Source organism: Micromonospora costi (assembly GCF_003626655.1).
GTDB lineage: Bacteria > Actinomycetota > Actinomycetes > Mycobacteriales > Micromonosporaceae > Micromonospora > Micromonospora costi.
This window is the reverse complement of record NZ_RBAN01000002.1, coordinates 1058584-1076806: the sequence shown is the minus strand read 5'-3', so window position 1 is coordinate 1076806 and position 18223 is coordinate 1058584. Positions and strand designations below refer to the sequence as shown.

At 75.3% G+C, this 18223-nt stretch carries 16 protein-coding genes; 3 read left to right on the top strand and 13 right to left on the bottom strand.

The features are described from left to right. Window positions 1-101: 101 nt before the first annotated feature. The 3 genes from D7193_RS16035 to D7193_RS16025 form a co-directional block, all read right to left on the bottom strand. Window positions 102-2219 (bottom strand): HelD family protein, encoded by a 2118-nt coding sequence (locus D7193_RS16035; RefSeq protein ID WP_120780242.1) that lies wholly within the window; start codon window positions 2217-2219, stop codon window positions 102-104. 124 nt (window positions 2220-2343) lie between these two features. Continuing rightward, entirely contained in the window at window positions 2344-3297 is a 954-nt protein-coding gene (locus tag D7193_RS16030) for an alpha/beta fold hydrolase (RefSeq protein ID WP_120780427.1), read from the bottom strand. A 186-nt stretch (window positions 3298-3483) separates the two neighbouring features. Beyond that, complete coding sequence (locus D7193_RS16025; RefSeq protein WP_120780241.1) at window positions 3484-3813, bottom strand: hypothetical protein; 330 nt, start codon at window positions 3811-3813, stop codon at window positions 3484-3486. Between the two features lie 317 nt (window positions 3814-4130). Between D7193_RS16025 and D7193_RS16020 the strand changes: the two genes are divergently transcribed. After that, window positions 4131-4622 (top strand): DUF3145 domain-containing protein, encoded by a 492-nt coding sequence (locus D7193_RS16020; protein ID WP_120780240.1) that lies wholly within the window; start codon window positions 4131-4133, stop codon window positions 4620-4622. Window positions 4623-4736: 114 nt separating this feature from the next. After that, window positions 4737-6476, top strand: a complete 1740-nt coding sequence (locus D7193_RS16015; protein WP_120780239.1) for a glycoside hydrolase family 3 protein — start codon at window positions 4737-4739, stop codon at window positions 6474-6476. A 15-nt stretch (window positions 6477-6491) separates the two neighbouring features. On the opposite strand, the gene D7193_RS16010 is transcribed toward D7193_RS16015, so the two are convergent. Continuing rightward, on the bottom strand, window positions 6492-8306 hold the full coding sequence (locus D7193_RS16010) for an NAD-binding protein (protein ID WP_158674816.1): 1815 nt from the start codon (window positions 8304-8306) through the stop codon (window positions 6492-6494). Window positions 8307-8374: 68 nt separating this feature from the next. Then, the gene (locus tag D7193_RS16005; RefSeq protein WP_120780237.1) at window positions 8375-9286 is read right to left on the bottom strand and encodes a helix-turn-helix domain-containing protein; all 912 of its coding nucleotides are present in this window, start codon (window positions 9284-9286) and stop codon (window positions 8375-8377) included. 95 nt (window positions 9287-9381) lie between these two features. Here D7193_RS16005 and D7193_RS16000 point away from each other — a divergent pair, with 95 nt between their 5' ends. Further along, a complete protein-coding gene (locus tag D7193_RS16000) occupies window positions 9382-9600 on the top strand; it encodes a hypothetical protein (protein WP_120780236.1) in 219 nt (72 codons plus the stop codon). A gap of 58 nt (window positions 9601-9658) precedes the next feature. Here D7193_RS16000 and D7193_RS15995 read toward each other — a convergent pair whose 3' ends face one another. The 8 genes from D7193_RS15995 to D7193_RS15960 all read right to left on the bottom strand — a co-directional run bounded on the left by D7193_RS15995 (window position 9659) and on the right by D7193_RS15960 (window position 18205). After that, the gene (locus D7193_RS15995; RefSeq protein ID WP_446686245.1) at window positions 9659-11047 is read right to left on the bottom strand and encodes an acyl-CoA carboxylase subunit beta; all 1389 of its coding nucleotides are present in this window, start codon (window positions 11045-11047) and stop codon (window positions 9659-9661) included. 58 nt (window positions 11048-11105) lie between these two features. Then, the gene (fabF, locus tag D7193_RS15990; RefSeq protein ID WP_120780234.1) at window positions 11106-12332 is read right to left on the bottom strand and encodes a beta-ketoacyl-ACP synthase II; all 1227 of its coding nucleotides are present in this window, start codon (window positions 12330-12332) and stop codon (window positions 11106-11108) included. A gap of 2 nt (window positions 12333-12334) precedes the next feature. Then, window positions 12335-12574: an acyl carrier protein gene (locus D7193_RS15985; RefSeq protein ID WP_074474691.1), complete on the bottom strand. Its 240-nt coding sequence runs from the start codon at window positions 12572-12574 to the stop codon at window positions 12335-12337. 85 nt (window positions 12575-12659) lie between these two features. Next, entirely contained in the window at window positions 12660-13604 is a 945-nt protein-coding gene (locus D7193_RS15980; protein ID WP_120780233.1) for a beta-ketoacyl-ACP synthase III, read from the bottom strand. A gap of 118 nt (window positions 13605-13722) precedes the next feature. After that, complete coding sequence (locus tag D7193_RS15975) at window positions 13723-14892, bottom strand: acyltransferase domain-containing protein (protein WP_120780232.1); 1170 nt, start codon at window positions 14890-14892, stop codon at window positions 13723-13725. An 87-nt stretch (window positions 14893-14979) separates the two neighbouring features. Further along, window positions 14980-16230, bottom strand: a complete 1251-nt coding sequence (locus D7193_RS15970) for a PucR family transcriptional regulator (RefSeq protein WP_120780231.1) — start codon at window positions 16228-16230, stop codon at window positions 14980-14982. Between the two features lie 83 nt (window positions 16231-16313). Continuing rightward, complete coding sequence (locus tag D7193_RS15965; RefSeq protein ID WP_174242625.1) at window positions 16314-17015, bottom strand: response regulator; 702 nt, start codon at window positions 17013-17015, stop codon at window positions 16314-16316. Beyond that, a complete protein-coding gene (locus D7193_RS15960; protein ID WP_120780230.1) occupies window positions 17012-18205 on the bottom strand; it encodes a sensor histidine kinase in 1194 nt (397 codons plus the stop codon). Before D7193_RS15960 ends, D7193_RS15965 begins: the two co-directional genes overlap by 4 nt. Between the last annotated feature and the right edge of the window lie 18 nt (window positions 18206-18223).

The window sequence follows — 18223 nt, the reverse complement described above, 5'->3', positions numbered from 1 at the left end:
TTCCGCCGTTTTCCCGGACCGGTCAAATATATGTTCACATCGCTATGTATGCAACTGTTGGCCACGCGACCGCCACGGCTGGGACGGGGCGGCGCGGTGCGTCAGCCGGCCGGGTCGACCGTGGTGAGCCGCTGGGTGGCGCGGGAGAGCGCCACGTAGAGCGTCCGGACGCCCGAGCCCCGGTCGGCCCGGATCTCGCTGGGCGCGACCAGCACCACCCCGTCGTACTCCATACCCTTCGCCTCCAGGCTGGTGACCACCTGGAGGCGGGGCGCGCCGAGCCCGCCCAGCCAGCCCGCGACCTCGTCGCGGCGCGGGACCGGGGTGATCACCCCGACCGTCCCCTCGACCTCGCCGAGCAGTGCGGTCGCCGCCGTCACCACACCGGCCTCCAGCTCCTGCGCCGGCACGGTCAGCTCGACGGGGTCCACCCCGGTGGTGCGGACCGCGGTGGGCAGCGGAAGGTCCGGGTCGACGCGGCGGATCTCGGCGGCCGCCACCGCGAAGATCTCCGCGGAGTTGCGGTAGTTGGTGGTGAGGGTGAAGTGGTGGCGTCGGCGGCGCCCGAGCGCCTGGTCCCGCGCCCGGGTCAGCTCCGCCGGGTCACCGGTCCACGCCGTCTGCGCCGGATCGCCGACCACCGTCCAGGACGCGAGCCGGCCGCGCCGGCCGATCATCCGCCACTGCATCGGCGAGACGTCCTGCGCCTCGTCGACCACGACGTGCGCGTAGTCCCGGTAGTCCGCCGGGCGTTCGCGGGCCGCCTCCCGGGCGGCCCGCTGCCGGTCGGCGAACGTGCTCAGCTCGCGCACCCCGCCGGCGAGCTGGAACGGGTCCCGCTTCGACCGGGCCGGCTGCACCGGCTTGCCCAGCAGGGCGTCCAGCTCGTCCAGCAGCGCGATGTCGGCGATGGTCAGCCCCTCGGTGTCCAGCGTCCGGTACGCGGCCTCCAGCAGCCGGATCTCGGCGCCCGAGAGGATGCCGCCCGCGTACCGGCGCAGCCGCCCCGGCCGGGCCAGCCAGCCGAGCACGTGCCGCGGGTGCAGCCGGGGCCACCACGCCTTGAGGAACTCCCGGAACTCGGGCCGGTCGGCGATCTCGTCCTCGAAGGTGGGCTGCTCGGGCAGCCGGCCGATGCCCAGCCGGCGTGCCTGCGCCCACAGCGCCGCGAACACGCCGTCGAAGCCGGCGCGTCGTACCTCGTTGCGGCGGGCGCCCCGGGTCAGGGCCCGGTCCCGGATCGCGTCCAGTTCGCGCCGGTCCAGCCGCAGCAGCTCGCCCCGGTAGAGCAGGCGCAACTCGCCCGGGCCGTCGGGCACCGCGTCGCGTACCGCGCGTTCCAGCACGCGCCGCATGCGCAGCGAGCCCTTGACGGCGGCGACCTCGGGCGGGTCGGTACGGGTGGCGCTCATCCCCGGGAAGAGCGTGCCCAGTGACTGCAGGGTGGCGGTGTCCTCGCCGAGGGAGGGCAGCACCGATGCGATGTACTCGACGAAGACCGAGGACGGGCCGACCACGAGGATGCCGCCGCCGGCGTAGCGGCTGCGGTCGGAGTAGAGCAGGTACGCCGCCCGGTGCAGGGCCACCGCCGTCTTGCCGGTGCCCGGGCCGCCCGAGACGATCGTCACCCCGGAGCCGGGGGAGCGGATCGCCTCGTCCTGCTCGCGCTGGATGGTGGCGACGATGTCGCGCATGCCCCGGCCGGTGGCGCGGGACAGCGTGGCGAGCAGCGCCCCGTCGCCGACCACCGCCATGTCCGGCGGGGCGGCGCCCGGGTCGAGCAGGTCGTCCTCGATGCGGGTGACCCGCTCCCCGCTGGACTGGATCATCCGGCGGCGCACCACGCCGAGCGGCTGCGCCGGCGTGGCCTGGTAGAACGCCGCCGCGGCCGGGGCACGCCAGTCGACCACCAGGGTGGCCGCGTCCTCGTCGCGGATGCCGAGCCGCCCGACGTGCAGCACCTGGCGGTCGCGCAGGTCGAGCCGGCCGAAGACCAGCCCCTCGTGCTCGGCGTCGAGGACGTGCCGCCGCTGGGCGGCGTGGAAGACCATCGCGTCCCGCTCCACCAGCGCGCCGAAGGTGCCGACCCGGGCCAGCCGGTAGCCCTCCTTCTCGGCGCGGACCGCCGACCGCCGCAGCTCGGCGAGTCGGGCGTACACCCGGTCGAGATGCCGTTGCTCGACGGCGATCTCCTGCTCCAGGGTGGTCTGGTCGGTCACGCGTGCTCCTGATCCCCGTCGGCGGCGGGCACCGCGGTGTACCGCGGGCCGCGCGCCGGGCCAACCGAACGAGGGTACGGCCCCGGCCGTCCATACCGAGTCGGAGGTGCGACGGAGCGACCTGTCAGGCGCCGGGCGCGGCCGCGACGGGCCCGCTCCCGGCCGGCCGGTCCGGGGCCGGGTGGCCCAGCACCTGGCCCAGCACTCCGAGCAGGGCCCCGTTCACCACGTCCGGCCGCTCCATCATGAGCATGTGCCCCGCACCGGGGCAGACGGTCAGGTCGGTGGTCGGCAGCGCGGCGGCGATCGACTCGGCGCACGGCGGCGGCGTGAGCCGGTCCCGGTCGCCGACGAGCGCGGCGGCCGGCAGGTGCGCGAGTGCCGTCAGGGTGTCCAGCCGGTGCTGGGCGCCGATGGAGGCGCGGAACCCGCCGATCGAGCGGAGCGAGGCGCGCGCCACCGCCGAGGTGACCAGGCGGATGTCGGTGGCGTCGCAGTGGTCGCCGAAGAGCAGCCACCGGATGCTCGGGCGCAGCGCCCGCAGCAGCGCCCGGGGCGGCCGCCAGGACCCGCAGCGGGCCAGCACGCCGGCGCCGGCGGTCTCGGCGAGCCGGATCAGCCGGGCGATCCGCGGCGTGAGCCCGTAGACCGTGTGCGTGTGCCCCTCGGCCGTGGTGGAGACGAAGGCCAGCCCGGCCGTCCGCGCCGCGAAGTGCTCGGGGTGCCGGTGGGCGTACTCCATGATCGTCATCCCGCCCATGGAGTGCCCGACCAGCACCACCCGCCCGGTCGGGGCGACCGCGTCGACCATCGCCGCGAGGTCGTCGCCGAGCTGCGCCAGGGTGGCCGTACGCAGCGGCATGCAACTGGACCGGCCGTGCCCGCGGGCGTCGTACGCGACCAGCCGGACCGCCGCGCCGAGCGCCTCGTGCAGGGCGGTGAGCTGCCGGTGCCAGCTGCGCCCGTCGAGCGTCCAGCCGTGCAGCAGGATCACGGTGACGTCGGCGTCGACCGGACCTGTCGTCTCGACGTGCAGGCGCACCCCGTCGGGGAGACGGAGCTCCGAGTGCTCCGGCATCGTCACCTCCCGCAGGGTCGCCCGGAACCGCCACCGGGGTACCCGGTGGTAACACCGGCTACCCGCCATGACACCACGCCAACCGTCGGTTGCGAAGATTCACGACCGTCCGGGCACGGGCCGCAGACACGGAACCGCCCGCCGGGTGATCCCGACGGGCGGTTCGCGGAGTTGCTCGGGGAGGGCTCAGCCCTCGAAGACGCCGGCCTCGACCAGGCGCTTCTCGGTCGCGTCCCAGCCGTCGCCGGGGTGCGCCTCGGCCAGGACGTTGAGCTCGGCCCGGATCTTGGCGGCGTGGCCCGCGGCGGCCAGCGTCCGGATCTCCTCGACGAAGGCCTCGGAGTCGGTGCGCAGGTGCGCGGTCTTGCCGTTGGTCAGGTTCCGCACGTAGGCGTGCTTGCCGCCGTTGAGCGGGATGAGGTACTTGAACTCGCCCAGCACGCTGAGGGCGCCACCCTGGCCAGCCTGGCCGGCCCGGACGGACGCGCGCGCGGTCTTAGAGGTGTTGCTCGCCACGGAGGTACTCCTTGCAAGACGTACGGGAGGACTGGACGTCCGGGGGCTGTGCGGGCGACACCGGATGGATGAGCCCGCGAAAGACGTGCGCGGCACAAGCCGCCGATGGAACTGTACACGACCACGATCCCTGGCTGGTCATCGCGCCGTCAGGGGTTCCAACGGCCACCACCCGTCCGGCTATTCCGGCGACTTCCGCCTGGCAATTTTCCGATTCTCTGGCGCACCATCCGTCACACCAGTCATCATGTGTTCCAGGAACCACTCGGTGATCGAGGTCGTAGGGGAAGACGCACCTCGCTCTCCGGGAGGTCACCGTGCCAACGCGTGGCGTCGTATACGTCCACTCGACCCCGCTCGCCGTGTGCTCACACGTCGAGTGGGCGATCGCGCGCGTCCTCGCCGCGCCGGTCAACCTGCAGTGGACCCCACAACCCGTCGATCCCGGCGCCCGCCGGGCCGAGTGCGGGTGGACCGGTCGCCCGGGGACGGGCGCCGAGCTGGCTGCTGCCCTCCGGCAGTGGCCCATGCTGCGTTTCGAGGTGACCGAGGAGCCGAGTCCGGGCGCCGACGGCGAGCGGTTCATGCACGTCCCGGGCCGGGGCCTGTTCCGCGCCACGGTCGGCGCGGCCGGCGACATCCAGCTCGGCGAGGACCGGCTCCGCAGCATCCTGGCGACCGCCCGCGCCCCCGAGGCCATCGCCCACGCCCTCGACAAGGCGCTCGGCACGGCGTGGGACGCCGAGCTGGAGCCCTACCGGTATGCCGGAGACGGTGCGCCGGTGACCCTGCTCACGCGAGTCGGCTGACCGACTCGCCAGCGCCGACGTGCGGCGGGGCAGGTGGCGCGGGCCGCGCCCGGGGCGGCGGCCGCGCCCGAGTGGGGAAGGTCAAGTTGCCCCGATACGCGGTGAACTGGTGGGATGGGCGGCGTGTCATTTCGCCCGCGGCGCGCCGCCGTCACCGTCGCCGCCCTGACCGCCCTGCTCGTCTCCGGCTGCTCCGGGAGCGCCGACCGCCCGGGCCCGGCGCCCTCCACGCCGGCTACGCCGTCCACGGCGGCGTCGACGCCGGGTGCGGCCCCCTCGGACGACCCCGCGGCCCGTGCCGCGGCCCTCGTCGGCACGCTCGGCGACGAGGACCTGGTCGGCCAGGTGCTGATGCCGTACGCGTACGGCAGCGCGGCGACCAGCGTCTCGCCCGGCTCGGCGGCCGGCAACCAGGCCCTCGCGGGCGTGGACACCCCCGCCCAGATGATCGCCAAGTACCGGCTCGGCGGGCTGATCCTGGTCGGCTTCAGCGCCGACGACCCCACGAAGGGCAACCAGGAGACCACGAACGTCGACAGCCCCGACCAGGTCCGGAAGCTGACGACCGGGCTGCGCGAGGCCGCGGCGAAGCTGCCCACCGGGGCCGCGCCGTTCCTCGTGGGCACCGACCAGGAGTACGGCGTGGTCACCCGGATCACCGACGGCGTGACGGTGCTGCCCAGCGCCCTGGCCGCCGGGGCCGCCGGTGACCCGGCGCTCACCGAGGCCGCCTGGCGGGCCGCCGGCGGGGAGCTGGCCGCCATGGGGATCAACCTCGACTTCGCCCCGGTGGCCGACGTGCTCGCCACCCGCAGCACGGTGATCGGCTCCCGGTCCTTCGGCGCCGACCCGAAGCGGGTCTCCCCGCAGGTCCAGGCCGCCGTCCGGGGCCTGCAGGGCGCGGGCGTGGCGGCCACCCTGAAGCACTTCCCCGGCCACGGGCACAGCGCCGACGACTCCCACGAGGAACTTCCGGTGCTCACCCAGTCGCGGGCGGCGCTGGAGGCCGGGGCGTGGCCGTCGTTCAAGGCCGGCGTCGACGCCGGCACCATGGCGGTCATGTCCGCCCACCTCGACGTGCGGGCGGTCGACCCGGGCACCCCGGCCACGTTCTCGCACAAGCTGCTCACCGACGTGCTCCGCGGCCAGCTGGGCTTCCAGGGCGTCGTGATCACCGACGGGATGAACATGGCGCCCGCGAAGCGCTGGTCGCCGGGGGAGGCCGCGGTACGGGCGCTGAACGCGGGCAACGACCTCATCCTCATGACCCCGAACGTCGGCCAGGCGTACGACGGGCTGCTCGCCGCCGTGCGTGACGGCTCCCTGCCCCGGGCCCGTCTGGTCGACGCGGTGACCCGCGTGCTGACCATGAAGTTCCGGCTGGCCGGCCAGCCGGCGCCGGCGATGTCCACGCTCGCCTCCCCGGCGCACCGCAAGGCCGCCGACGCCCTGGCCGCCGCCGCCGTGACCGTGCTGCGCGGCACCTGCGGCACCACGCCGGTCCGCGGCCCGGTGACCGTCACCTCGTCGGGCGGCCGGGACCGGACCCGGGCCCTGCTGACCGACGCCCTCAAGGCCGCCGGCGTGACGGTGGTTCCCAGCGGCGGGACGGTCGTGCACCTCGTCGGCTACGGCGACGGCGCCGGTGACCTGCGGCCCGACGCCGCCGTCACGGTCGCCATGGACACCCCGTACGTGCTGTCCGGCGCGAAGTCGCCGACGCTGCTGGCCACCTACTCCTCCAGCCGGGCGTCGATGACCGCGCTGGCCGGCGTCCTGGCCGGAAAGGCCCGCCCGGGCGGCCGGTCCCCGGTCGCGGTGTCGGGCCTGCCCGCCACCACCTGCACGGCCTGACCCCGGGCGTCGCGGTCAGGCCGGCCGCTCGGACTCCGGCCGGTCCGCCCGCCCGGCGGGCGCGGTGAGCAGACGCAACGGCGCCGGTTCCGCCAGCGGCGGCGGGTCGGCGCTCGGCACGGTACGGGGAAGCAGCGCGGCCAGGCCGGCCCGGGTCGCCACCACGAGGAGCCGGTCGGTGCGCACCAGCGGGCGGCGGTCCGGCAGCGACCAGATCGTCTGGCCCGCGCGGCCGGTGCGCATGGCGATCACCCGTACCTCGCCGGGCACGGAGATGTCGGGGCAGTACCGCCCCTCGATGTCCGAGCCCGCGCCGATGGGCAGTTCGGCGACCAGCAGGACGCGGCGGCCGACCGAGATCGTGTCGATCACCTCGCGGCCCATCATGGCGGCGGCGAACGCCGGGGCGGCGAGGTAGGACACGCTACGGGACCGGGTGAGGCCGAAGGTGCGCTGCACCCGCTGGGCGAAACCGTCGTCGAACAGCCGCAGCACGACCCGCAGCGTCCCGTCCGGCCGGCCGGGCGTGCCGCGGGACCGGTGGACCGAGCGGCCCAGCAGAGCCGTCTCCAGGTTGGTGACGTCGTCCGCGGTGAGCACCAGGAGCGCCCGGCAGGTCCGCGCCGACGCGGCGCGCAGCGTCTCCGGGCTCGTCGCGTCGCCGATCACCACCGGCACCCCCAGCTCCCGGGCGACCGCCACGCCGCGCGCCGACTCCGTCCGGTCGACGCCGACCACCGTCCTGCCGAACGCGTGCAGCTCCTGGAGCACTCGGGTGCCGATGTTGCCCAGGCCGACCACGATCACGTGGTCGTCGACCGGATCGGCGAGCCCGCCCGCGGCCACCTTCAGCCGGGCGTGCACGAGCGCGTCGACGACCAGCGCGGTCACCGTCGGCACCAGCGCGACCCCCGCGATCGCCAGCGCCACCGCGATGACCTTCTCGACCGGCGAGGCGGCCGGGTCCGCGTCGGCGCCGCCCAGCGCCGTGAGCAGGACGAGGTAGGCGGCGTCGGTGGGCCCCAGGTCCCGGGCGTACGCGAGCACCGCAGCGGCGACGGCGAACAGCACGGCCATGCCGCCGAGCGCCAGCCGCAGGGTGCGCCCGAAGAGCAGACCGGTCGTACGCAGCAGGTGCGGCCGCCGGCGCTGCGGCTCGGGGTCGCCGCGCCGCCCGTACTCCCGAACGAGCACCAGGTCGGCGCCCTCCTCGTCGGCCGGCAGGGTGACCGGCTCGGGGCCGCCGGTGTCCGCGAGCGCGCAGACGACGTCGGCGGCCGTGCCCTCGACCGCACGCCGGCTGGTGGCCCGGACGAGTTCGTCGTCGGCCAGCCGCAGGTAGGTGGGGGCCTCGTCGTCGAGGGTGGCCGCCACGAACGCCGGCGCGGCGATCTCCGAGCCGGACAGCACCGCGCAGTCGCCCAGCATGCTGGCCACGCCCTCGCCGAGCACCGCGTTGAACAGGCGCACCACGAGGCGGACGTCCGGGTCCAGCTCCCGCGCGATCATGGCGGCGTCCACGTTGGCGACGTCGTCGGCCCCGACGAGCGCGACCGCCGCGGCGTCGCGCACCCCGGCGCGGTCCAGCACGTCCGCGGTGAGCCGGCGGGCCACCAGGATCTCGGGCCGCAAGGCCGGGTCCCCGGTCTCGGGCCGGAACTCGGCGATGTCGGGCGCGTGGTTGCCGGTCAGCGACGGCAGCACGACCGTGACCGGGACGCCGTACCGGTCGACCAGCTCGGTGACCAGCCGGCGGGCCAGCGTGCTGTCGCCGCAGACCACGAATCGCGCCGGGGACGGTTCCGTCGCCGGCGTGGCCTCGTCGGACACGTCCGGATCGTAGCGGCCGGACTCCACAGGAGAGGGCCCGCGCCCCGGCGGGCGCGGGCCCTCTCGGCTCAGGAGGCCGCGCGCAGGGCGGCGATCAGCCACTCCACGGCCGGTACGGCGGGCGGGAACGGCGGCCGCCGGTTGAGCACGCCGATCAGCTGCCAGTACCGCTCCACCCGGCGGTCGGTGAAGGCGGCCATGTCGTCGGCCAGCCTCCGTCGCTCCTCCGGGGACAGCGCCGGGTCCACCATCTCGTCCAGCACCGTCCGGGCCTGCGCCGAGTCCGGTGCGACGCCGGCGGCGAGCGCGGCCCGGGCCGACTCGATCGACCGCAGCGGTTCCGGCGGCGGCCCCGCCTCGCCCGCCGAGCCGGCCACCGCCATCTCGCGTACGCGGCGGCGGAAGTCCGGGTCGGCGACCAGCTCGGCCAGCTCCAGCCAGGCGTCCACCTCCTCGTCGGTGGGCTCGTCCGGCAGTTCCGCCGGCATCGCCCGCATGGCCTGGGCGATGCCGGACTCCGGGCCGCCGTCGAGGCCGGCGAAGACCTCCGTCACGAAGTCGTCGATGATCTGCTGCCGCTCCCGCGCGGAGAGGCGGGCCAGGTCGTTCATGAGTCTCCACTCCTCGGTCGTGCTGCCCCGTCTCGTGATCGACCGCAGCACCGCCCGGCGCACCCGCAACGTCCGGATCTCGGCGTCCAGGGCGCGGACGTGCGCCCGCGCCACGTCCGTGACGGTGGCCTGCCGGTCCAGGATCCGCCGTACGTCGTCCAGACCGATGCCCAGCTCGCGCAGGCTGCGCAGCAGCTCCAGCCGGGCCACGGCGGCCGCGTCGTAGAGCCGGTAGCCGCCGGCCGACCGGGCGGTCGGTGGCAGCAGGCCCTCGTCGGACCAGAAGCGGATGGTCCGGACCGTGAGGCCGGTCCGGCGGGCGAGCTGCCCGATGCTGAACAGGGCGGTGCGGTCGGTGCGGTCGTTCACGACGGTCAGCCTCCCGTCTCCAGCCGCTGGAGAGTCAACCCGGCCGCCCGGAAATCGGCTCGCGCCGGCCCGCCCGGCCCTGGCACCCTCGCCGCATGGGAGCGGCCCAGGGATTCCGGTACGTCGAACGAGGCGACGGCGTCGTGGTGATCACGCATCACGGCCGGGTCGCCGCCACCCTGCGGGGCGGCCGGGCCGCCCAGTTCCTCGCCGAGGTCGGCGAGGAGCCGCAACTGGTGATGGCGCGGTGGACCGGCAACTACCGCCGCGGCAACGAGCGGACCGCGAAGCGCCACCCGCGCAACCAGGGGTGACCGGCATGCGGAAGGGCCCGCGCTCGACGAGCACGGGCCCTTCGGCACGTATCGGCCGCTACAGCGGGATGTTGCCGTGCACGCCCCGCGCGGCCGGGGCCGCGGCCAGCGCCTCGGCGATCCGGCGGCGGGTCTCCGCCGGCTTGATCACGTCGTCGACCACGCCGATCTCGAGCGCCCGGTTCACGCCGCCGGCGACCCGGATCTGCTCCTCGATCAGCTGGGCGCGCAGCGCCTCACGCTCCTCCACCGGGGCGGCGGCGAGCCGCTTGCGGTGCAGGATGTTCACGGCGGCGCTCGCGCCCATCACCGCGACCTCCGCGTTCGGCCAGGCGAAGACCGCGGTGGCGCCGAGCGAGCGCGAGTTCATGGCGATGTACGCCCCGCCGTACGCCTTGCGGGTCACCAGGGTCACCCGCGGCACCACCGCCTCGGCGAAGGCGTGCAGCAGCTTGGCGCCCCGGCGTACCACGCCGTCCCACTCCTGCCCGAGACCGGGCAGGTAGCCCGGGACGTCGACCAGCACGATCAGCGGCACGCCGAGCGAATCGCACATCCGCACGAACCGGGCCGCCTTCTCGGCGCTGGCGGCGTCCAGGCAGCCGCCCAGCCGCAGCGGGTTGTTGGCGATCACGCCGACGGTCCGCCCGGCGAACCGGCCGAGGGTGGTGACGACGTTCGGCGCCCACTTGGCGTGCAGCTCCACGCCGGGGGCGTCGAGCAGCGCCGTGACCACCGGCTTCACGTCGTACGCCCGGTTGGCCTCGGCCGGCATCCGGGCGGCGAGGTCGTGCCCGTCCCCGCCGCCGTCGGGGACGTCGGCAGGGGAGAGGCGACCATGCCGACCGAGCAGCGCGGCGAGCCGGCGCGACTCGGCCAACGCCGCGTCGTCGTCGGCGCACGTCACATGCACGACGCCGGAGCGCCGGCCGTGCGGCTCGGGGCCGCCGAGACGCGCCATGTCGACCTGCTCGCCGGTGACGCTGCGGACCACCTCGGGGCCGGTCACGAAGATCCGGCCCGCACCGCTCATCACCACGATGTCGGTCAGTGCCGGCCCGTACGCCGCGCCACCGGCCGCCGGGCCGAGCACCACGGAGATCTGCGGCACCCGGCCGGAGGCCCGGACCATGGCGGCGAAGACCTGCCCGACGGCGTCGAGCGCGACCACGCCCTCGGCCAGCCGGGCGCCACCGGAGTGCCACAGGCCGAGCACCGGCACCCGCTCCCGGACGGCGGTGTCGATGGCGTCGACGATGTGCCGGCACCCCTCGGTGCCCATCGCGCCGCCCATCCGCGTCGCGTCCGTCGCGTACGCGACGACCGGCGTCCCCTCGATCTCGCCGCGCGCCCACATCACCCCGGAGCTGTCCCGGGGCGCCAGCAGGCGCAGGGAGCCGGCGTCGACGAGAGCCCGCAGGCGGACCTCGGGATCCCGATGGTCCAGGCCCGCGGCGTCCGCGCCGACGGCGGTGGTGGTCACGTGAGCCTCCAAGGCGGTGGTCTCAGGCCCGCGCGAAGACGAGAGCCACGTTGTGCCCGCCGAAGCCGAACGCGTTGTTCAGCGCCGCGGGGATCTCCATGTGGCGCGCCTTGTGGGCGGCCACGTCCAGCGTGAGGTTCTCGTCCGGGTCGTCCAGGTTGATCGTCGGAGGGACGACACCGTCGCGGATGGCGAGGATCGTGGCGATCGACTCCAGGGCGCCGGCCGCGCCGAGCAGGTGCCCGGTCATCGACTTCGTCGCGGCGAGCACCGGGTGATCGCCGAGCGCCTTGTGCAGCGCGCCGATCTCCAGCATGTCGCCGATCGGGGTCGACGTGGCGTGCGCGTTGACGTGCACGATGTCCCGCTTGGCGATGTCCGCGTCGGCGATCGCCTTCGCGATCGCCCGGATTGCTCCCTCACCCTCGTTGTGCGGCTGCACGATGTCGTACGCGTCCGAGGTGATGCCGGAGCCGGCGAGCCGGGCGTACACCCGGGCGCCCCGGGCCGCCGCGTGCTCGGCCCGCTCCAGGACCACCACGCCCGCGCCCTCACCGAGGACGAAGCCGTCGCGGCCCTTGTCCCACGGACGGGACGCCTTCTCCGGTTCGTCGTTGCGGGTCGACATGGCCCGCATCGAGGCGAAGCCGGCGATCGGCAGCGGGTGGATGACGGCCTCCGTGCCGCCGGCCACCACCACGTCGGCGCGGCCGGACCGGATCATGTCCAGGCCGAGCGCGATCGCCTCCGCGCCGGTCGCGCAGGCACTGGCCACGGAGTGCACGCCGGCCTTGGCGCCGAGTTCCAGCCCGACCCAGGCCGCCGGGCCGTTCGGCATCAGCATCGGGACGGTGTGCGGGGACACCCGGCGCGGCCCGGAGGCCTCGAGGATGTCGTCCTGGGCCAGCAGGGTGGTGGCGCCGCCGATGCCCGACCCGACGCTCACCGCGAGCCGTTCCGGGTCGAGCCCCGAGTCGGCCAGCCCGGCGTCCGCCCAGGCCTGCTTCGCCGCGACGAGGGCGATCGCCTCGGAGCGGTCCAGCCGACGCAGCCGTACCCGATCCAGCACCTCGGACGGCTCGACCGCGAGTTGCGCGGCGATCCGTACCGGTAGCTGCGCCGCCCACTCCTGGGTGAGGGGGCTCACCCCGGAGCGGCCGGCGACCATGGCGTCCCAGGTCGACGCGACGTCCCCGCCGAGCGGGGTCGTCGCGCCGAGCCCGGTGACGACGACGTCGGGGCGAGTCATGATCAGGACTGCGCCTCGATGTAGCTGACCGCGTCACCGACGGTCTTGAGGTTCTGCACCTCGTTGTCGGGGATCTTGACGCCGAACTTCTCCTCGGCCGCCACCACGACCTCCACCATGGAGAGCGAGTCGACGTCCAGGTCGTCGGTGAAGGACTTCCCCTCGGCCACGTCGTCCGGGTTCACCCCGGCGACCTCTTCGAGGATCTCGGCGAGGCCGGAGGTGATCTCGTCACGGGTCATTGCGCTTGGTTCCCTTCCATCGGGGGTTTCTCGACGGCCGACGATGCCGGCCGTCACTCCTCGGCGCTTCGCGCCCGAGGGGGTCTCACGGGCAGCGGACGACCTGGCCGGCGTAGGTCAGGCCGCCGCCGAAACCGAACAGCAGCACCGGGGCGCCGGAGGGCACCTCCCGCCGCTCGACCAGCTTCGACAGGGCCAGCGGCACGCTCGCCGCCGAGGTGTTGCCCGACTCGACGATGTCCTTCGCGATGATCGCGTCCGGGATGTCGAGCCGCTTGGCGATGCCGTCGATGATCCGCGCGTTCGCCTGGTGCGGCACGAACGCGGCCAGCTCCGAGGGGGCCACCCCGGCCCGCTCGCAGGCCTGCAGGGCCAGCGGGGCGAGCGACGTCGTCGCCCAGCGGAACACCGCCTGCCCCTCCTGCTGCACGTACGGCCGCCAGCCCTCGATCCGCACCGCCTCGCTCTTCTCCGGCACCGAGCCCCAGAGCACCGGGCCGACGCCCGCCGGCTCGTCGTCGGCGGTCGCGGTCACGACCGCGGCACCCGCCCCGTCGCCGAAGATGATGCAGGTCGACCGGTCGGTCCAGTCGGTGAAGTCAGAGAGCTTCTCCGCGCCGATGACGATCGCGTTGCGGGCCGCCCCGGCCCGGATCGCGTGGTCCACCGTGCCCAGGGCGTACGAGAAGCCCGAGCAGGCGGTGTTGATGTCGTACGCGCCCGGCGCGGTGATGCCGAGCTTCGCGGCCACCCGGCAGGCCACGTTCGGGCTGCGGTCCACCGACGTGCAGGTGGCGACCACGACCAGGTCGATGTCGGCGGCGGTGAGGCCGGAGTTGGCCAGCGCCTTGCCGGCGGCGGCCGTGGCCATGTCGGCCACCGTCTCCTCGTCGGCGATCCGTCGGGTGACGATGCCGACCCGGTCGCGGATCCACTCGTCGTTGGTGTCGACCATCCGGGCGAGGTCGTCATTGGTGACCACCCGGGCGGGCTGGTAGTGCCCCAGGGCCACGATCCGGCTTCCGGCCATCAGTTCATGCCTTTCGTTCGCGACAGCGGGACCCGCGGGCCCGGCTCGTTCCTCGCGTTCACGGTGACGTCTATTGTTCGCGACTGCGGGACCCGCGGACCCGGCTCGTTCCTCGCGTTCACGATTGTCCGCCGATGCGGGCGAGCGGTTGACCCGGGGCCACCGGATCGTCGTGGTGGGCGAGCCATTCGGTGAGCACGCCGCCGTCGTGCGCCGTCACCTCGACCGGCCCCTGCCGGGTGGCCACGTGGCCGACCACCTGCCCGGCCCGGACCGTCTCGCCCTCGGCGAGGTCCTGCGCGGGCGCGAAGGTGCCGGCGGACGGGGCGACCACCACCCGGAAGGAGATGGTCGGCTCGTGGCTCGGCGCCACGCCGTGGCGCGCGATGAGGTCGCGGGCGGCGGCCAGGTCGTCCGGCGTGTTGAGGGTGACGATCTCCGGGGCGGCGGCGCCCTTGAGCTCCCGCTTGACCAGGCCGGCCAGGGTGCCGGCCGGGGGAAGCTCGATCACGCCGGTGACGCCCAGGTCGGCCAGCGTACGCATGCAGAGGTCCCAGCGGACCGGGGCGGTGACCTGGCGGACCAGCCGCTGGACCATCTCCCGCCCGTGGTTCACGGCCGCGCCGTCGAGGTTCGACAGCAGGATCCGGGACGGGTCGGCCGGGGTGATCCCGCCGGCCACCGCGGCGAGCGCGGCCTCGGCCGGCGCCATGTACGGGGTGTGGAACGCGCCGGCCACCTGCAACCGGATGATCCGGGCCCGTGCGGGCGGTTCGGCGGCCAGCTTGTCGAGATTGTCGACCGCACCGGCGGCCACGACCTGGCCGGCGCCGTTGCGGTTGGCCGGGTGCAGCCCGTGTGCCTCGATGGCGGCGAGCACCTCGTCGGGGTCGCCGCCCAGCACGGCGGCCATGCCGGTCGGCTCCAGCGCGCAGGCGGCGGCCATCTCGCGGCCGCGTACGCCGGCCAGGGTGATGGCGGACTCGGCGGGCAGCACACCGGCCAGTGCCGTGGCGCCCAGCTCGCCGACGCTGTGCCCGGCGGTGACGGCCACGTCGTGCATCGGCAGCTGCTCGGCGGCGAGCAGGGCCGCGGCGACCAGCAGCGGCTGGGTGCGGGCGGTGTCCTTGATCTCGTCGGCGCCGGCGACCGTGCCCAGGTGCACGAGGTCGACGCCGGCCAGGGCCGACCACCAGCGCAGTCGCGCCTCGGCGCCGGGCAGGTCGAGCCAGGGGGTCAGGAAACCGGGCTTCTGGGAACCCTGTCCGGGAGAGAGTACGGCGAGCACGTGTATGACTCTCCCGGATACGCGTGGGTAGCGCTGTGCCGACCCCGACCAAACCGCACTAGGACCTTTGGAGGGATCCTACAAAGATCAACGGTGATCATCACCGGTCTGTGACGTTTTGGCGACGGCTGGGGCCATTGTCTGGCTCGGGACCATCGGGGCGAGTGGGTCGAGCCGGCCGACGGTGAGGGCCACCTGGAGCGCGAACGCGTCCCGCGGCGCGAGCGGCGAGAAGCCCGTCACCTCGGCGATCCGGCGCAACCGGTACCGCACCGTGTTCGGGTGGACGAAGAGCGCCCGCGCCGCACTCTCCAGGGTCCCGCCCGCGGCGAAGAACGCGTCCAGCGTCTCCAGCAGTTCCCCGCCGGCGCGGACCAGTGCCGCGTACACGTCGTGTCGCAGCCGCCGGCGGGCCTCCGCGTCGCCGGCCAGCGCCCGCTCCGGCAGCAGGTCGGCCGCCGGGACCGGCCGGGGCGCGCCGGGCCAGGCGGGGGCCGCGCGGAAACCGGCCAGCGCGGCACGGGCCGACTCGGTCGCCCCGTCCAGGCTCGGCACGGCCGGTCCGACCACCACCGGCCCGTCGCCGAACGCGCCGAGCAGCTTTCCGGTGGCGGCCACCGGGTCGGCGGCGCCGCCCAGCACGATGACCAGCCGGTCGCCGTGCACGCCGCCGATCACCTCGACGCCGATCCGCCGGGCCTGCCGGTAGACGGTGTGCAGCACGGCGGAGACCTCCCCGCCGGGAGAACGCCCCACCGCCACCGCGACCGGCGGGGCGTCGGCCCAGCCCAGCGCGGCCGCCCGGCTGGCCAGGACGTCCGGCGAGTCCCCGCGCAGCAGCGCGTCCACCAGCAGCGCCTGCAGGCGGGCGTCCCACGCGCCACGCGACTCGGCCGCGCGGGCGTACACCCGGGCGGCGGCGAAGGCGATCTCCCGGGAGAAGCGCAGCACGGCGTCGCGGAGCCGTTGCTCCTCGCCCTCGGCGGCCAGGTGGGGCACCTGCTCCTCGACCACGTCGATCGTCACCTTGATCAGCGCCACGGTCTGCTGGAGGGTGATCGAGCGGGCCAGCGCCTGCGGTGCGGCCGCGAAGACCTCGTCGGAGACCTCCTGGGTGCTGTCCGCGCCGCCGCCACCGGAGCGCAGCCACTGCACCAGGGACCGGGCGCCGGCCTGGGCCACGAGCATGACCCAGGAGCGCTGGTCGGCCGGGAGGGCGCGGAACCACGGCAGGGTCTCGTCCATGCGCGCCACGCTCGCCGTGGCGAGGGCACCCGCCGCCCGCTCGATGCGGCGCAGCGTCGCGCTCAGCTCCCCGTCGCCCGGCTCGTTCCCCATTCCCACAGCCTGACACACCGCCTGACCAGCGCTGCCCGGCCCGTCACCGCGCGTGGCCCGGGCGGCGGGATCCAGGGCCGCGGTCACGCCGCCGGGGGAGCGGGCAGGCCCAGCTCCTGGGCCAGGATCGCGGCCTGCACCCGGCTGCGCAGCTCCAGCTTGGCGAGGATCCGGCTGACGTGGGTCTTGGTGGTGCTCTCCGCCATCGCGAGGTGGTCGGCGATCTGCTGGTTGGACAGGCCGAGCCCCAGGCAGGCCAGCACGTCCCGCTCCCGCGGGGTGAGCGCGTCCACGGCCGTCCGGGACGGGTCCGGTGCGGCCGGCGTGGTGGCCGCGAACGCCCGGATGAGCCGCCGGGTCACCGCCGGGGCGATGAAGCCCTCGCCCCGGGCCACCGTGCGCACCGCCGTCAGCAGCCCGGCCGCGTCCGTGTCCTTGAGCAGGAACCCGGCGGCGCCGGCCCGCAGCGCCCCGAAGACGTACTCGTCGAGGTCGAACGTGGTGAGCACCAGCACGTCGGCCAGCCCGTCGCCGACGATCTCCCGGGTGGCCGCGACCCCGTCGAGGCGCGGCATGCGTACGTCGAGCACGGCGACGTCGGGGCGCGACGACCGGCACAGTCGGACGGCCTCCTCGCCGTCGCCGGCCTCACCGACCACCTCGACGTCGGGGGCGGCGGTCAGGATGAGGCGCAGCCCCGCGCGCACCGCCGGCTGGTCGTCGGCGAGCACCACCCGGATCGTCGTGCCGCCGGGGCTCGCCGGGCCGGCGTCCGGGCCGCTCACGGGGCCTGCCGGGCGGTGGGCAGGGCCGCCCGGACCCGCCAGCGGCCGTCGTGCGGGCCGGCGGCGAACCGGCCGTCGAGCAGCACGGCGCGTTCCCGCATCCCGATGAGGCCGGCGCCGGCTCCGGGAACCCCGCCGGGGCGGGCGGGCAGCGGGTTCTCGACGGTCACCACCACCTCCGCCGGCCGGTACGCGATCGCCAGGTCGGCCTCCCCGCCGCCGTGCTTGAGGGCGTTGGTCAGCGACTCCTGGACGATCCGGTACGCGGCGAGGTCCACACCGACCGGCAGGCCCTCCGGCTCGCCGCTGGTGCTCACCCGCACCGCGAGCCCGGCGGCCCGCGCCCGCTCGACCAGCCGGTCGAGTTCGCCGAGCCGGGCCGGGACCGGGCCGTCGGGATCGTCGTCGGCGTCGGACGGATCCGTGGGCGCCCGCAGGACGCCGATCATCTGGCGCATCTCGGCCAGGCCCTGCACGCTGTTCTCGCGGATCACGCGCAGCGCCGCGTCGACCTGCGTCCGGTCGAGTCCGGGCACGGAGAGCACGGCCGTGGCGTGGATGGCGACGGCGCTCAGGTGGTTGGCGATCACGTCGTGCAGTTCGCGGGCCATCCGCGAGCGCTCTGCCCCGACGGCCTGCCGCCGGTCCAGCTCGGCGAGGCGGGCGGTCTGCTCGGCCCGCGCCCGTTCGGCCGCCGCCTGGTCGCGGTACTGCCGGACGCTGATCCCGGTGAGCACGGGCACCAACCCGGCGAGCGCCACGGGCGTACCGACGCCGACACCGCGCCAGGTGCCGAGGAGCAGCACGCCGAGGGCGGCGCCGAGCACGCTCAGCACGACGGTGACCCGCAGGAGCCACCGCCAGGTGCGGGGCGGCCCGTACACGCACGCGTCGTAGAGGACCTGGGTGTAGACCAGCACGGTCCCCAGCGAGCCGCCGAGCAGCAGGTCGGCCGTGACCGCGGCGGTGCCGAGCGCCAGGCTGGCCCGGCTGGCCACCCGGCGCAGGCCGACCGCCACGCACGCCGCCACCAGCGGTGGGAGGAACAGCGTGTCCGGCAGGGTCGAGCGCCAGGACAGTTGCGGCTGGGTGCCCAGCCCGAACAGCACCAGGCCGCCGACGAGCGCGGTGGCGGCCAGGGCGAGGTCCCGGCCCCGGGTGCCCGAGGCGAGCCACGGCGGCAGTCGCATGGCCCGATCCCACCACAC

What these genes read in the sequence shown, in the direction of transcription:
- D7193_RS16030 (WP_120780427.1), bottom strand. Translation starts at nt 3,297, where the DNA reads ATGCCGGAGCACTCGGAGCTCCGTCTCCCCGACGGGGTGCGCCTGCAC.
- D7193_RS16000 (WP_120780236.1), top strand. Translation starts at nt 9,382, where the DNA reads ATGGGAGCGGCCCAGGGATTCCGGTACGTCGAACGAGGCGACGGCGTC.
- D7193_RS15960 (WP_120780230.1), bottom strand. Translation starts at nt 18,205, where the DNA reads ATGCGACTGCCGCCGTGGCTCGCCTCGGGCACCCGGGGCCGGGACCTC.
- D7193_RS15980 (WP_120780233.1), bottom strand. Translation starts at nt 13,604, where the DNA reads ATGGCCGGAAGCCGGATCGTGGCCCTGGGGCACTACCAGCCCGCCCGG.
- D7193_RS16015 (WP_120780239.1), top strand. Translation starts at nt 4,737, where the DNA reads ATGGGCGGCGTGTCATTTCGCCCGCGGCGCGCCGCCGTCACCGTCGCC.
- D7193_RS15970 (WP_120780231.1), bottom strand. Translation starts at nt 16,230, where the DNA reads ATGGGGAACGAGCCGGGCGACGGGGAGCTGAGCGCGACGCTGCGCCGC.
- fabF (WP_120780234.1), bottom strand. Translation starts at nt 12,332, where the DNA reads ATGACTCGCCCCGACGTCGTCGTCACCGGGCTCGGCGCGACGACCCCG.
- D7193_RS15985 (WP_074474691.1), bottom strand. Translation starts at nt 12,574, where the DNA reads ATGACCCGTGACGAGATCACCTCCGGCCTCGCCGAGATCCTCGAAGAG.